This window comes from Bacillus sp. ATD (genome assembly GCF_050585765.1).
Taxonomy (GTDB): Bacteria; Bacillota; Bacilli; order Bacillales; family Bacillaceae; genus Bacillus; species Bacillus stercoris.
Genome location: NZ_JBOBQH010000012.1, coordinates 67808 through 81246 on the forward strand (window position 1 = coordinate 67808; position 13439 = coordinate 81246).

Here is a 13439-nt window from a genome sequence, read left to right on the forward strand (position 1 = left end):
GCGGACTGGCACAAAATACAGCTGATCTGAAAAACAAGGAGGAATTCGGTTTGGATCAGTTAAATCAGCAGCAGCAATCCCAAATGAACAAAGGCATTCCTGGAAAACCGCATAAAAACCACGGCGGACATGAAATGTTTGATATGCACGAGGTGCTGTCCGGAACACTTACTGTGCTTGATCAGTTTATGATGCTGAGACAATTCTGTAAGGATCAAGAATTATTAAATATCCTTGATCGTCAATATCAATTCATTTCTTCTCAATACAATATAACTGCAGAATGTTTCAAAACAGGAAGCGAACCTTCACAAAAAACAGCAACTTATATGATGAAGGAAGACAACCAGACTGTTTATGGCATGCAGCCGTCACAGCCTAAAAAGCCTGTTCAATCCATGAATGATATTGATGACAGCATCATCAGCCGACAAATGCTTTGCGCGGTTAAAGCACAAGCTTCTATGCTGACGATGGCTTCTCTGGAAATGACAAATCCGGCCGTAAGACGCGTACTGTCTGCGCAAATTCAGGAGTATGTTGAAATGGCATTTGAAATTTTCCTATATCAAAACAAACACGGCTATTACCAAGTTCCTCAGCTTGATGCGCAGGACATGGAACAGCTGAGAAATTCATTCGCCCCTGCACAAGGACAAATGCCTCCGACACAAGGCGGTATGGGCCAGCAAGGGCTTCATTAATACAAAGGCATTGGATAGATACTATCCAATGCCTCACTTTTTTCAAATTTTTTCTTAAAGTCTTTTTCAAATTGATCAAGACTTTCCTTCGTTGCTGATTTAAACCCTTTTTTAAAGTCCCCTTTTTTTGCCGTTTCCTTTATCAGTTCTGATATAATGTCTTTCCCGTATTTACCCGTCAGCTCATCGAGCATATAAAAGCTTTGCAAATAGACATCAGTTTCATATTCGGCTCTGGCTTCCTGCCAGTCTCGGTCTGACTGCAAACGGTCAAAAGGGACAACAGAAAACGTGATCGGATCGATAAGCAATTCATAGTTCGCAATCCACTCGCTTAACCCTTCATGAAACCATAACGGAAACTCATCGGGGTCCGCCTCAAGCTCCTTCAGTTTCTGGTGAAACGCATGATGTGTGTATTCATGAATCAACAATCTCTGGTACAAATAAACCGCTACCTCGTCCCCTTCTAAAAGTTTCTTTTTCTCTTCAGGCAACAATCCGATCAGCTGCTCCCGCTCAGAATAAAAACCAACGACATCCAATAAACCGGAGTAATCCTCCATCTGTTTTTCATTAGAAAAAAAAATAATATCAATAGGCTTTTGATTCGAATATCCAATCATAAATTGATTAATACTGACCGCATATTCAAGCGTTTCTTTCGTCAATGGCAGTAAGGACTTTTCCTTAGAAGTGTAATAAATATCGGCCTGTTTAAATGACTCTTTCTTCATGTGCTTCGTCACTTGTTCTTTTGTGATTCCAGATGCCTGCCCTGGCAAAGACAGAATATACATCGTGCTTGATACGATGGCTGAGCTTACAGCCAGCATCACAAGGACTCCGCACAGGAATAGAGCGGATGCCGCACGCTTTCCTATGCCACCCCGCAAACGTCTCCCTCCCTGAGCCGGTCCGTCTTGTACCTTTTATTTTTACTCTATGCAGCCTGAGTTCACAGTGTGTCATCAACGCATAGAAAAAGCCGCACAATTTGTGCGGCTTTTTCATTTATTCAGCGTTAGGGAATACGCGCTGTACAGTTTGTGTAAATTCATCAAATAACCCGGCGATTGGATCACCATTTTGAATACGCTTTCCATATCCTTGCATACGCTCTACAAAATCAGGGTTAGCTGAAACGTAAACATTATCAATGTTTTTATCAGTAGATCTTACCTTTTTGGCTATTTTTTTCTTCAGATTGTTTTCTACTGCACCTTTATTTCCATTGGTTAAAACGACTGCAACGTAAGCTTGATTTCCAGCAACAATGACATCGGCATGCTTTACTTCTTTTAGATCTGTTACTTTATCAGCTGCTTCATCAGCAACCTCGAGTTTCCGGTCGTTGTTATTATCGTCATTTACACGATTGTTATTGTTATTGACATTATCAGTAACATTGTTGTCAACGTTATCCCGGTTGTTCACATTGCGCATATCGTCATTGGCCGGATTTCGATAATTTACATTTCTTACATCATTATTGTCACGTCTGCCCTCACCTTGGTCGGCCATACTGCAGCCAGTCATAAGCAAAGGGATAAGAAGCACAGACGCAAGGACTTGTTTTTTTCCAAGCATGTGAATTCCTCCTTTATCACTTTACTTATAGGTTTTTCTAACTGGCTTTAATTATGCATGAAAATCTGAAGGAAATGCTTTCCCGGGAAATATAACGGTTAATTTGTCTAATGAGGGGGAAAATATGAATACATTGCAAAGGAGGGATCATGTTGTTCAACCAGCGAAGAGGAATCAGCCCCGCAGCATTGATCATCGGATCAACTATGCTTATTGCTGCATTATCACCTCAGATCCGCCAAAGAATCAGCGGGTTTATCACAGGACAAATGAACAGACGACATTCAGGAAATAACACATTTGATGCTTCTAATGTAGGAAACATGGTCAAACAAGCATTAGGCGGCGGTAGCGGTGATAACCAGGACCGTTCACAACATCAAAGCCAGCGGCAAAACGGCCGTCAGCACCAGAATGCCGGACAACAGCAAACACAGCATCAGCATACACAGACACAATCGAGGCAAACTGAAACAGCCCCGAAAAAAAGACAACCCCATTATGCTGAACCCATTCATTTTGAGCAAAGCGCAATGAATGTCATGGACGACAACACGATGATGGAAATACTGGAGGACTTAGAACCTGGCCGTTAAAAAACGTGTAACCTGGCTCAACATTGGCCTCTAGGTGTTTTTTTCTTTTAAACTTCTTGTTTTCTATATTTTTTCGCCTATTTTGGAGTACAATTGGCGAGCTAAAAAAATCCTTCTTTCGTTCAATTAGAACGTTTGAAGGATTTTTTTTTATGCTGCCGCTCTATCCGAAGCAATCTTTATCGATTCATTATTAGCTCCCTCATCAAAAGGCTGAAAAGGACAGAACACTATTCATTTTGTTTCTTGCTTCAACACTCAACATTTAGAATTTACTCGAGCGTTGGAAAATGCTGTTGACTATTCAGTTGAACTGTATTACATTATTATTAAGTTGAACTATATAGTCTAACTGAATAGAGGGTGCGGATATGAAACACAAATTATTACCGTTGTCTGAAACCATGCATTATATTTTATTAGCTCTGCGTGAGCCGCTCCATGGCTATGCCGTAATGCAGAAGATAGAAAAGATAAGTAACGGTACTGTTATTTTAGCAGCGGGTACATTATACGGTGCGATTGAAAACTTGAATAAGCATGGTTGGATTGAACCTGTTGGAGAGTCAGGCCGGAGAAAAGTTTACATGATAACTGAAGAAGGAAGCGCCATTTTAAAAATGGAACAAAACAGGTTATTGCATATTTTATCCCTGTACGAAGGAAGTGAATCGAATGAAGAAATTTAAGATGTTTTTTGATATTGAAAAAGAGGAACAATGGCTGAACGAGCAATTACAAAAAGGCTATCGGTGTACAAATATTAGTGGATTAGGAATATACACTTTTGAAAAAACTGACAAGAGATATGTCATCCGACTGGATTACCAAGATATTTTACCAAAGAAAAAGTTCAAGGATTACAAAGGGATATATGAAGACTTCGGTTGGATTTATATAAATGGCCCTTGGCTTAGTGGAATTCGATATTGGCAAAAAGAAAATGATGGTCAAAATGAAATCTTCTCGGATCGCCAATCAAAGAGTAATTATTATAAAAGATTGATGAATTATTCTTCTGGTTTAGGTTTCATGTGTTTGTTTTTTTCTTATATGATCTATAAGGATTCAGGTTTATATTTAACTGAAGGTCTTTGGAGTATGAAAGGTGAATGGTTTTGGAAAGCATTTTTATTTGAAACCCCATTTGTTCTTTTGAGGTCGCTTCCCGCCCTTATGGTTGTTTTCTTTGCTGCCAGTTTCTATAAAGTGTATCGAAAGTATTCAATGTTAATAGAAAAATAATGCGAAGAGGTTCATTATGAACTTTTTTAATTCAATGAAGGAATTGGGGAATGCATCTACCACAGGCGAATTAGATTATTAGCCAACTCATCTTCTAAGAAGGAATCTTTTATGTGTGCCTCCGATAAATTAGCGTCTTCAAGATACCATGAATACTCGTTAAAAAAACAATTTTCATTTCAATTAGATCAATCCATTGATCAGTAATGCCGGCTTGATCTTCCCCAAAAAAACAAAAAAAGAAACCCATGAAACCTTTATATTACAAGGTTCATGGGTCTTATTAATGTGTAATCCCTGACGATTACACGTTTTTCATATGTTACGCTTCTTCAGCTTCAATCACTCTGGATTGATCATGAAATGTCCCTCGATCAATTTCCTTCGTGACCTTACTTGTAATAAGGCCGGATGTCATGCTTCCGCTGACATTCAAAGCAGTACGCCCCATATCAATTAACGGTTCAATGGAGATTAATAAACCGGCGAGCGCTACTGGCATGTTTAATGATGATAATACAAGAAGCGCTGCGAAAGTCGCTCCGCCGCCGACTCCGGCAACACCGAAGGAGCTGATGGCAACGACTGCGATAACAGTGATAATAAACACCGGGTCGAATGGATTTTGGCCGACAGTCGGGGCAATCATCATCGCCAGCATTGCAGGATAAATGCCCGCACATCCATTTTGGCCGATCGAAAGGCCGAACGAACCGGCAAAGTTTGCAATCCCTTCGGGCACACCCATGCTTCTCTGTGTTTTAATATTCAGTGGCAAAGCACCTGCGCTTGACCTTGACGTAAATGCAAATACAAGTACAGGCAGCGCTTTTTTCAAATAAATCACAGGATTCAAGCCGCTGAACGTCAGCAGCAGCAAATGAATGATAAACATAGTGATTAACGCGGCATATGAAGCAATCACGAACATGCCCAGTTTTAGAATGCTGTCAAGATCACTCGTTGCAATCGTTTTTGTCATGATAGCCAGCACCCCATAAGGCGTCAGTCTCAAAATGAGCGTGACAACACGCATGACAATGGCATAAACGGCATCAACCAGTTTTTTAAATGTTTCTGCCTGTTCCGGCTGTTTGTTTTTTACGCCGAGGAATGCCACTCCAAGGAAAGCGGCAAAAATAACGACAGCGATCGTTGAAGTCGGTCTAGCTCCCGTAAAATCTAAAAACGGGTTTCCAGGCAGCAGTTCAACAATCTGCTGCGGCAGCGTTTTCGCTGTCATATCCTCTGATTTCTGCTGAAGCTCCTGCCCCCGTGAAAGCTCTGTACTTCCTTGGTCAACCTGAATCGCCTGCAAATCAAATGAAAGTGCGGACACGATACCGACAGCTGCTGCAACAGCTGTTGTTGCTACTAAAATCCCGATAATCAAACCGCTGATTTTCCCGAGATTTTTTGTCAGTTTCAGCTTTGTAAATGCACCGAGAATCGAAATAAAGACAAGAGGCATGACAACCATTTGAAGCAATTTGACATATCCGCCCCCGGCAATATTAAACCAGTCGGCTGTTTGAATAACTATATTTGAAGTCGGGCCGTAAATCAGCTGAAGCGCAAATCCAAATACAATCCCCAGTCCCAGCGCAGTAAATACACGTTTAGAGAAGGAAACATGTTTTTTCTGCATAACAAAGAGCCCTAAGATAAGTAAAAATAAAATAAATACATGTAATACAACTAGTAAAGTCTCCAAAGCAGGTAAACTCTCCCTTCAAATTTTCTCATTTACTATATTACACTAATTCCGATGGGTCAAGTGCGAATTATTTTAACTTATCAATTCAAGCAAAAAAACCTTATATAATGCCTTTTTTTTCTTTTCTTTCCCTTCCATCTTTAGTACCTTATATAAGGGTGATAATATTTGCTGAAAGAACTGTTTGTAAACTTGACGATTTTAATCACATTTAATTATCTCTTCACCCACCTGTTTAAAGAAAGGTTAGTACATAAAAAAGACAGCATATCCTTTCAAGCTGTTAAAGGACTGGCCTGCGGTTTGCTCGGGGTTATTCTGATGGTGTTTGGATTTACCTATCAGCATTCAATTATTGATCTTCGAAATATCCCTATTATGATTGCCGCTCTTTATGGAGGCTGGGTTTCAACGGCAACGGCCCTGGCTATGATCGCTGCTGGCCGCATGCTGATCACAATGAACACATCTGCACTTTACTCGGTTATTATCATTTGTATCGCTGCCATCCCGTCACTCATTGTTTCTAGAAGAAAAAAAGTTCAACTAAAACATGCTTTCTATCTTATAATAATCACAAATAGCTTGATCTCCTTTGCCTTTTATTTTCTTATAGACTTACATTCATATGAACTTCATTTATATTTTTGGATCATCTCAATAGCGGGCGGTATGCTCAGTTTATATATTATTGATCATGAAACAAATGCACATCTTCTTTATAAACAATATAAGTTTCAAGCGCACTTTGACTTTTTAACAGGCGTGTATAACCGTAGAAAGTTTGAAGAAATCACAAAAGCTCTGTATCGACAGGCGGCCGATACCCCGCATTTTCAATTTGCACTGATTTATATGGATATCGATCATTTTAAAACCATCAATGACCAATATGGCCATCATGAAGGAGATCAGGTGCTCAAAGAGCTGGGCTTACGTCTGAAGCAGAGCATCCGAAATAGTGATCCAGCCGCTCGGATCGGTGGTGAAGAATTTGCCGTGCTTCTGCCGAACTGTTCTCTAGATAAAGCAGCCCAAATCGCGGAACGGATCAGGAGCGCTGTCAGTCATGAACCGATTATATTAAAAAACGGCGAAAAGCTTTCAGTTACGATATCACTGGGGGCCGCTCATTACCCCAATAATACGGAACGGCCAAGATCCTTGCCCATTCTTGCCGATCAAATGCTTTACAAAGCGAAAGAGACGGGACGGAACAAAGTGTGTTTTTCAGAAAAAAAAGAATGAATTCAATGTTCGAATTCATTCTTCCAATCTGAAAGACGTTTCAAAGGCAGAAAAGCCGGGACAAGATCTCCCTGATATTCTTTTTCTATAAATGCCGCTGTATCATCAGCTTGATAAAGCTCAAGAATGGTTTGCAGCGCTTCCCGATCTTGATCCTCCGCTCTGACAACAATCAAATTCATCTCTTCCCCAGACATGAGACCGCCGCTCTTTATGGTATGCTTTTTCGGGTTCAGGCCCGCTTTTTTTGCTTCAGATGGTTTCATGACAAACACGTCCCCACCGCTCACTGCATCCTGTTGCCGGACAGCTTTCAATTTCAGATGTCTCGGATTATCTTTAATCATATCAACTGAACCTGTTCCGTTAAATCCGTTTTTCAACGTTAGCAATCCCGCCTCCTGAAGCACAGTAAGCGCCCTGCCAAAATCGAACGCTTTATCGGGAACAGAAACAACAGCTCCCCTCGGTATATCTTGGATCCTGTCATATTGTTTTGAATAAATGCCCATAGGCGTTATGTATGTCGTACCGAGCGGTGCAAGCTTAAGTTTATGTTTTTGAGTGAACGATTGAAAATATGAAATGGTTTGAAAGGCGTTGGCATCAATTTCTTTGTTAGCAAGTGCGATATCAGACTCTGCATAATCAGAAAAAGGGATCAGCTGAATATCCAGCCCTGCCTCTTCAGCCTTTTGGGCAATATAGTTCCATATTGCCTCGTCAGACTCAGCAATCCCGATTTTTATCGATTCATGTTCTGCAGACGGTGAGCATGCAGTAAATGAAACGAAAAGAACAAGGACGAAACTGCATATAAGCCACTTTTTCATTGTGACCATACTCCTATCTATGTATTAGAGCATGCAAGCAATATCAGACAAAAAAATCATACGCTCTCTTAGTTGATAAACGTTGTCATTTGTAATATTGATTAACTTTTACCTTACTCATATCCAATCAGGTTGTCAATTCCTATGACATTATCTTCCCAAAATGAAGGCATACGAAGGCAAACGTATGATCACATATCGAGAAAGCAGATGAATTTCCGTAAATAAATATCAAATTGAAAAATAAATATGGTATTTTCCCAAAAAAGTTTCAATAAGCAGTTGTTTTTTCTGAAGATTACTGGTAGAGTAAAGGTAATTATTTTTGTTCGAACTATCTTTAAGAAGAAAGTTTTGTAAGAGTTTTCGTCTTGAAAGTTTGTTAAGAGCAAGAATAGTGAATTTAAGCGTTATGATCGCTTTAGGAGGAAATTTCATGTTAGAAGGTAAAGTAAAATGGTTCAACTCTGAAAAAGGTTTCGGATTCATCGAAGTAGAAGGTCAAGACGATGTATTCGTTCATTTCTCTGCTATTCAAGGCGAAGGCTTCAAAACTTTAGAAGAAGGCCAAGCTGTTTCTTTTGAAATCGTTGAAGGAAACCGCGGACCACAAGCTGCTAACGTTACTAAAGAAGCGTAAGCATAAATTGATATGAAAAACTGCAGGTTCGCACCTGCAGTTTTTATTTTGACAAAAAAGCTGTTTTGCATAAGCAAAACAGCTTTTTCATTAGTTTGCAATATCCCGTTTCATGAAGATTCCAAAAGCAAGCAGCAGGAAAATGATAAAGTAAATCGCAAGCATGACGATAGAAAACGTCATAGTCATCCCTTCTATTAACGGTGTGCCATCCACATACTGAGTTAAATCGACATTAGCAAACAATATATACTTTGCCCAGTCAAATTTCGCTGCAATAAATGCAGTGGCTGTCGTACCGGCAACCAATAAAAAGATGGAAAACCCTACTGCAAGAGAGCTGTTTCTGAATACTGCAGACAGCATAAACGCCATCGTCGCCACCATTAAGGCTGAGACGGATTCAGAAAGATACGTTGTAGCCAAATGACTCATCATGTTTTGCTCAATGACATGGCCATCCTTATAGATTAAATGAATATTCGCGGCGGTTTCACCACCCGTCCCGAAGAAAATCAACCCTAATAAAGTAGAACCGATAAATAAAATCAACAGCAATAGGAACCCAAACAGGAGAACTGTAATATATTTTGACATCAAAATTTGAAAACGGCTGAGCGGGCGGATCATTAACAGCTTAATGGTTCCCCAATTAAATTCGTTCGCGACAATTCCGGCTGCGATAATAATGGTAAACAGTCCGGTAAGGATGGTAAAACCTGCTGAATCCGTTACATAAGACCATACCGTATAGCCCGTGTCATTTGGGATGTTATGTTCAATGCGATAGTTGTTGAGTGTGATTATTTCTTTATATCCATCTTTCAGTGAAGGATCGTCTTTGATTTCTTTCTTTAATTCGGCGTTTTGTGCTTGAAGTTCTTGTTTCCAATGAGAATTTGCTTCACCGGCAGAAAAATGATTCGCCAAAAATGCAAATCCAACCATTGTTAGCCCCAGAATTCCGATCATCACCCATGTTCCGGCACGGCTGAAAATTTTGATCCACTCATTATAAATCAAATTAAGCATGCTGAACCTCCTCTTTTGTTTCACCTGTCATTTCTAAGAAACGGTCCTCTAATGATTTTGTTATAATCTTGACCTCGTAAATGCGGATTTGCTGCATCACCAGCAATTCAATAACCGCAGGGACTTCGTCTTTAGCCAGTTTGAGTTCTACACCATTTGTCTTACTCACTAAATCGTACTGTTTTAGCACGGAAGCTGCCTCATTCGGCTGCTCAACCTGGAAGAAATATGTATCGTTCTCATCAATGTTTTCATCTTTTACATTTTGAATATCGATCAGCTTTCCTTTTTGCAGAATCGCAATGCGATCACACATCAGTTCCATCTCTGACAGCAGGTGGCTTGAAACGATGACAGCCATTCCTCTTTCTCGGGTCAGCTTCTTTAAATGATCTCTGATTTCCCTGATTCCCGCCGGATCAAGGCCATTTGTCGGTTCATCCAAGATCAGCACTTTCGGATCATGCAGAAGGCATTGTGCCAAGCCAAGACGCTGTCTCATTCCTAGAGAATATGTTTTCACCTTGTCGTGGATTCTGTCTGTTAAACCAACCAGGTCAACAACTTCATCAATTTTTTCCTTCGTGACACCCTTGACCATCCTTGCGTATTGCTGGAGATTTTTATATCCGCTCAAAAATTTATACAGCTCTGGATTTTCTACGATCGCTCCAATATGCTTAATCGCCTTGGCATATTCTTTCGTAATGGATTGACCGCAAATGAGGACATCACCTTTCGACAGCTTCATTAAGCCTACCATCATCCGGATGGTTGTCGTTTTCCCAGCTCCGTTTGGTCCCAAAAAACCGAATACTTCACCTTCACGAATCGTAAAACTGAGATCATCAATGATCGTTCGGCCTCTGATGTTTTTTGTCACATTTCTCAATTCCAACACTGTTTTCATCATATTCCTCCTCTTTCTAGCAAACTTCCATTTTTGATTTAAACCATTGCAAAACAGACATGCCTTCCTGTTCACGAATATCTTCTACTTCGCGCTGCGCCACTTTTTCTCCATTTGCGAGTATAATGACTTCGTCTAACAACGTCTCAATTTCATCAATTTCATGTGTCGCGATCACGACGATCTGCTGCTCAAAATCAATGTACGACACAAGGCTGTTTACGATGGAGTCCCTCACCATCGGATCAAGCCCCGAAAAAGGTTCATCAAGCAAGATGACGTCTGCCTGTCTCGCTAAAGCAAGAACGATTTTCAGCCTGCCCCGATTTCCTTTTGATAGCTTTTTGATCTTTTTTTCCGGATCCAGCTGCATCTCATTCAATAGTCTATAAGCTTGTTCTGTTTGAAAATCAGGAAACTGCGACTGATAAAAATTCACCATATCTTTGACAGTGAAATCCGGATAAAACATATCAAGCTCAGTAAGATAAGCCGTTTGACGCACCATATCTCTCGTAGCTTGTTTTCCATCTACTTTTACAAACCCTGAAGTCGGAAACAAAAGGCCAGCCATCATTTTCAGGGTCGTTGACTTGCCGCTGCCGTTCGGTCCGATCAGACCATAAATCCGTCCAGATGATAGGGTAAATGAGACATCATCGACGGCCGTATGGCGGCCATATTTTTTTGATACGTGTTCTAGCTTGATTTCCATTTTAACCTCCCTCTGTGAATGTTTTAATCCCCTCTACCATTTCCTCTTTCGTGAGCCCCAGCTCTTTCATTTGCTTGACAAAGCCTTCCAGGACTTCTCGTGTCAGCCTTTCTTTCAACTCGTCTACGATTTCAGCTTTTTCCGCAATAAACGTCCCTTGACCTCTTCTTGTCTCCACAATACCCAGCCTTTCCATTTCACTGTAAGTTCTTTGAATTGTATTGGGATTTACCTTAGTTTGAATCGCCATTTCTCTTACTGAAGGAAGCTTGTCTCCTGGGAGCAGCTCCTTCCTGACCAGCCTATAAAAGATCTGATCAGCGATCTGCAGATAAATCGGTTTCGAGGATTGAAATTGATTATCCATATTTACACCTCTACTTTACGATCAAGCAGTTTTGAAGCCATGATGAGCAGCAAGAACGTGATGACTAAGGTAATAGGAAACCCTAGCACAGACAGATGGATAGGTTTTAATTCCAATTTCCAAACGTTATGGAAGTGGAAATCAAAATTGCAATAGACTGTTACCGGCCAGAAATGCTTTTGAGATTCAACCAAAGGGCTTATGATGTATTCATCGTAGAATAACCACACTGCGACCAACAGAACCATCGCAGCCCATCGCATTCCGCGCCAATTCCTGAGAGCGTGAAAAACAGTCCAAAACACGATGACTGTTACTGACATATCCAACGAAGAAATAAGCCCATACATATTCAGCAAAGCCACTGTACTCGTTATATCAACTTGATGCTCCAGCAGATTTTTTACAGAGAGCATATGATACATCCATATCCCATAGGCTGTTAATGCCAACTGAATCACAAATTGATAGAGCAAAGATGCTGCCAATTTAGAAGAAAACAGCCATAAGCCGCCATTTGGATTGTACAGCCAAAGCTGTGATTTCCCTTCCTTGCGAAGGTGATAAAACACAAAAACAGGAGATAAGAAAAGCAGAAAAAAAGCAACTGCAACAAAAAAACCAAAAACGACTAGAGGTTCTTTCGTGCGAGAAGCTATAATATGGCCTGTTCCCAATAAGAAAATGATTCCGCATATCCATACTAGCAGCCACATTCTTGAAAGGTTGATATCTTTCTTTAATAAACCTAAAAAAGAATCCATGTCTTTACCTCCCGGAAGAATCCTCGGTGTATGAGTAACATAGTACACTAGATCAAAATGAAATACAACATATTCCATGGATTTATTTGATAAAAAACATAATTGATGTAAACAGCAAAAAAGGCAAACCCGCCATGAGTAAACGGATTTGCCTTTTTCATTATTTTTTCTTGTTTTTCATAGAGAGCAGCGCATCACGATAGCTGCGGTCCTGCATTTTGTCACTTTCCTCAGTGACCTCTTCTTCTGCCTGATCTTCGTCAGAATGCTTAAACTTTTGCAGCGCCTGCCTGTAAATATCATCACCCATTGTGTTACGTTTCTCTTTTGGAGAATCATTTTCGACAACAGATGGCGTATGCTCGGCAGCCCTTGCTTCAGCAGGGTATTGCGCTTCGTTTTTTTCCTCTTCTGGAGGTGCGATTCTATCAGTTGCTTCTTGCTTCTCAGGTCCAGGTGAGGCGCTGCGGACATTAAATGTAATAAGGGCCGCAATGACAATGACAGCAGCAATAATTGCTATAATAATGGCCATTTCAACCTCTCCTTACTGTCCTGCTGTTAGGTTTCCTGTGACTTGGCTGACACGTCTTCCCAACGCGCGTCCAAGCTGAATACCTTCCTCTGACATTAACTCATCACTGTCAACCGGACAAGTGACGCCTGCTCCGTAATAAGAGCCATAAAGTGCGTTTTCAGGCACGTTGCCAGGCAGTCCGACAACGATCATGCCTTGGTGGAACATCGGCGTGATTAAATTGTGCATTGTCATTTCCAAGCCGCCGTGTGTCGTTGCCGTTGTGCAGAAAACAGCACCGACTTTGTTGATCAGCTCGCCTTCAGCCCACAAGTAGCCAAGTCTGTCGATCCATGCTTTAAGACCGGAGCTGATTGTTCCGAAATGCCCTGGGCATCCCCAAATAATCGCATCCATATCTTTAAGCTTGCGGATATCCGCCTGATCTACATGGTCGATGAACACTTCAGCCGCGTCGTTTTCTCTCGCGCCGTCAGCAATCGCTTCTGCAAGCACTTTAGTATGTTCGCCTTCACTATCATACACTACATAAATTTTCAT

Annotated in this window: 16 protein-coding genes and 3 pseudogenes; 6 read left to right on the top strand and 13 right to left on the bottom strand. The window is 40.8% G+C overall.

Annotated elements, in window-relative coordinates:
- Window positions 1-50: 50 nt before the first annotated feature.
- On the top strand, window positions 51-704 hold the full coding sequence (locus ACQXR1_RS20220) for a spore coat protein (protein ID WP_136654758.1): 654 nt from the start codon (window positions 51-53) through the stop codon (window positions 702-704).
- Here the strand turns inward: ACQXR1_RS20220 and ACQXR1_RS20225 are convergent.
- Window positions 636-1600: pseudogene (locus ACQXR1_RS20225) on the bottom strand (hypothetical protein). The gene ACQXR1_RS20220 and the pseudogene ACQXR1_RS20225 sit on opposite strands and share 69 nt — an antisense overlap.
- Window positions 1601-1718: 118 nt before the next feature.
- Window positions 1719-2294 (bottom strand): YhcN/YlaJ family sporulation lipoprotein, encoded by a 576-nt coding sequence (locus ACQXR1_RS20230; RefSeq protein WP_014663322.1) that lies wholly within the window; start codon window positions 2292-2294, stop codon window positions 1719-1721.
- 149 nt (window positions 2295-2443) lie between these two features.
- Between ACQXR1_RS20230 and ACQXR1_RS20235 the strand changes: the two genes are divergently transcribed.
- The 3 genes from ACQXR1_RS20235 to ACQXR1_RS20245 all read left to right on the top strand — a co-directional run bounded on the left by ACQXR1_RS20235 (window position 2444) and on the right by ACQXR1_RS20245 (window position 4135).
- Window positions 2444-2890, top strand: a complete 447-nt coding sequence (locus ACQXR1_RS20235; protein ID WP_430772771.1) for a hypothetical protein — start codon at window positions 2444-2446, stop codon at window positions 2888-2890.
- A 371-nt stretch (window positions 2891-3261) separates the two neighbouring features.
- On the top strand, window positions 3262-3579 hold the full coding sequence (locus ACQXR1_RS20240; protein ID WP_014663320.1) for a PadR family transcriptional regulator: 318 nt from the start codon (window positions 3262-3264) through the stop codon (window positions 3577-3579).
- Entirely contained in the window at window positions 3566-4135 is a 570-nt protein-coding gene (locus tag ACQXR1_RS20245) for a DUF2812 domain-containing protein (protein WP_430772772.1), read from the top strand. The genes ACQXR1_RS20240 and ACQXR1_RS20245 overlap by 14 nt, the downstream gene beginning before the upstream one ends.
- Before the next feature lie 77 nt (window positions 4136-4212).
- Here ACQXR1_RS20245 and ACQXR1_RS20250 read toward each other — a convergent pair.
- Both ACQXR1_RS20250 and tcyP read right to left on the bottom strand, forming a co-directional pair.
- Window positions 4213-4364 (bottom strand): annotated as a pseudogene (locus tag ACQXR1_RS20250) (T7SS effector LXG polymorphic toxin); the annotation flags it as partial.
- A 93-nt stretch (window positions 4365-4457) separates the two neighbouring features.
- Window positions 4458-5849: an L-cystine transporter TcyP gene (gene tcyP, locus ACQXR1_RS20255; RefSeq protein WP_040083629.1), complete on the bottom strand. Its 1392-nt coding sequence runs from the start codon at window positions 5847-5849 to the stop codon at window positions 4458-4460.
- Window positions 5850-6020: 171 nt separating this feature from the next.
- Between tcyP and dgcK the strand changes: the two genes are divergently transcribed.
- Window positions 6021-7100: a diguanylate cyclase DgcK gene (dgcK, locus tag ACQXR1_RS20260; RefSeq protein WP_014663316.1), complete on the top strand. Its 1080-nt coding sequence runs from the start codon at window positions 6021-6023 to the stop codon at window positions 7098-7100.
- 2 nt (window positions 7101-7102) lie between these two features.
- On the opposite strand, the gene ACQXR1_RS20265 is transcribed toward dgcK, so the two are convergent.
- Window positions 7103-7933: a MetQ/NlpA family ABC transporter substrate-binding protein gene (locus ACQXR1_RS20265; RefSeq protein WP_430772773.1), complete on the bottom strand. Its 831-nt coding sequence runs from the start codon at window positions 7931-7933 to the stop codon at window positions 7103-7105.
- A gap of 436 nt (window positions 7934-8369) precedes the next feature.
- On the opposite strand from ACQXR1_RS20265, the gene cspB reads away from it, so the two are divergent.
- Window positions 8370-8573, top strand: coding sequence for a cold shock-like protein CspB (gene cspB, locus ACQXR1_RS20270; RefSeq protein ID WP_003224086.1), 204 nt, complete (start codon window positions 8370-8372; stop codon window positions 8571-8573).
- 90 nt (window positions 8574-8663) lie between these two features.
- On the opposite strand, the gene ACQXR1_RS20275 is transcribed toward cspB, so the two are convergent.
- The 8 genes and pseudogenes from ACQXR1_RS20275 to ACQXR1_RS20310 all read right to left on the bottom strand — a co-directional run bounded on the left by ACQXR1_RS20275 (window position 8664) and on the right by ACQXR1_RS20310 (window position 13439).
- The gene (locus tag ACQXR1_RS20275; RefSeq protein ID WP_014663313.1) at window positions 8664-9605 is read right to left on the bottom strand and encodes an ABC transporter permease; all 942 of its coding nucleotides are present in this window, start codon (window positions 9603-9605) and stop codon (window positions 8664-8666) included.
- Window positions 9598-10515 carry an ABC transporter ATP-binding protein gene (locus tag ACQXR1_RS20280; protein WP_151256745.1) on the bottom strand — a complete coding sequence of 306 codons (918 nt, stop codon included), beginning with the start codon at window positions 10513-10515 and terminating at the stop codon, window positions 9598-9600. The genes ACQXR1_RS20275 and ACQXR1_RS20280 overlap by 8 nt, the downstream gene beginning before the upstream one ends.
- A 16-nt stretch (window positions 10516-10531) precedes the next feature.
- On the bottom strand, window positions 10532-11230 hold the full coding sequence (locus ACQXR1_RS20285; RefSeq protein WP_134975657.1) for an ABC transporter ATP-binding protein: 699 nt from the start codon (window positions 11228-11230) through the stop codon (window positions 10532-10534).
- A 1-nt stretch (window position 11231) separates the two neighbouring features.
- Window positions 11232-11597: a GntR family transcriptional regulator gene (locus ACQXR1_RS20290; RefSeq protein WP_014663310.1), complete on the bottom strand. Its 366-nt coding sequence runs from the start codon at window positions 11595-11597 to the stop codon at window positions 11232-11234.
- Window positions 11598-11599: 2 nt separating this feature from the next.
- Window positions 11600-12361, bottom strand: coding sequence for a hypothetical protein (locus ACQXR1_RS20295; RefSeq protein ID WP_430772784.1), 762 nt, complete (start codon window positions 12359-12361; stop codon window positions 11600-11602).
- Between the two features lie 9 nt (window positions 12362-12370).
- Window positions 12371-12522, bottom strand: a pseudogene (locus ACQXR1_RS20300) (hypothetical protein); the annotation flags it as partial.
- Window positions 12522-12896, bottom strand: coding sequence for a hypothetical protein (locus ACQXR1_RS20305; RefSeq protein WP_014663308.1), 375 nt, complete (start codon window positions 12894-12896; stop codon window positions 12522-12524). The gene ACQXR1_RS20305 and the pseudogene ACQXR1_RS20300, both read right to left, overlap by 1 nt.
- A gap of 12 nt (window positions 12897-12908) precedes the next feature.
- Entirely contained in the window at window positions 12909-13439 is a 531-nt protein-coding gene (locus ACQXR1_RS20310; RefSeq protein ID WP_014663307.1) for an NAD(P)H-dependent oxidoreductase, read from the bottom strand.

Bases quoted from the DNA above. Each gene is read 5' to 3' on its own strand.
- ACQXR1_RS20230 (WP_014663322.1), bottom strand. From the start codon at position 2,294: ATGCTTGGAAAAAAACAAGTCCTTGCGTCTGTGCTTCTTATCCCTTTG.
- ACQXR1_RS20245 (WP_430772772.1), top strand. From the start codon at position 3,566: ATGAAGAAATTTAAGATGTTTTTTGATATTGAAAAAGAGGAACAATGG.
- cspB (WP_003224086.1), top strand. From the start codon at position 8,370: ATGTTAGAAGGTAAAGTAAAATGGTTCAACTCTGAAAAAGGTTTCGGA.
- ACQXR1_RS20305 (WP_014663308.1), bottom strand. From the start codon at position 12,896: ATGGCCATTATTATAGCAATTATTGCTGCTGTCATTGTCATTGCGGCC.
- ACQXR1_RS20290 (WP_014663310.1), bottom strand. From the start codon at position 11,597: ATGGATAATCAATTTCAATCCTCGAAACCGATTTATCTGCAGATCGCT.
- ACQXR1_RS20240 (WP_014663320.1), top strand. From the start codon at position 3,262: ATGAAACACAAATTATTACCGTTGTCTGAAACCATGCATTATATTTTA.
- ACQXR1_RS20310 (WP_014663307.1), bottom strand. From the start codon at position 13,439: ATGAAAATTTATGTAGTGTATGATAGTGAAGGCGAACATACTAAAGTG.
- ACQXR1_RS20295 (WP_430772784.1), bottom strand. From the start codon at position 12,361: ATGGATTCTTTTTTAGGTTTATTAAAGAAAGATATCAACCTTTCAAGA.
- ACQXR1_RS20275 (WP_014663313.1), bottom strand. From the start codon at position 9,605: ATGCTTAATTTGATTTATAATGAGTGGATCAAAATTTTCAGCCGTGCC.
- ACQXR1_RS20280 (WP_151256745.1), bottom strand. From the start codon at position 10,515: ATGAAAACAGTGTTGGAATTGAGAAATGTGACAAAAAACATCAGAGGC.
- ACQXR1_RS20285 (WP_134975657.1), bottom strand. From the start codon at position 11,230: ATGGAAATCAAGCTAGAACACGTATCAAAAAAATATGGCCGCCATACG.
- ACQXR1_RS20265 (WP_430772773.1), bottom strand. From the start codon at position 7,933: ATGAAAAAGTGGCTTATATGCAGTTTCGTCCTTGTTCTTTTCGTTTCA.
- ACQXR1_RS20235 (WP_430772771.1), top strand. From the start codon at position 2,444: ATGTTGTTCAACCAGCGAAGAGGAATCAGCCCCGCAGCATTGATCATC.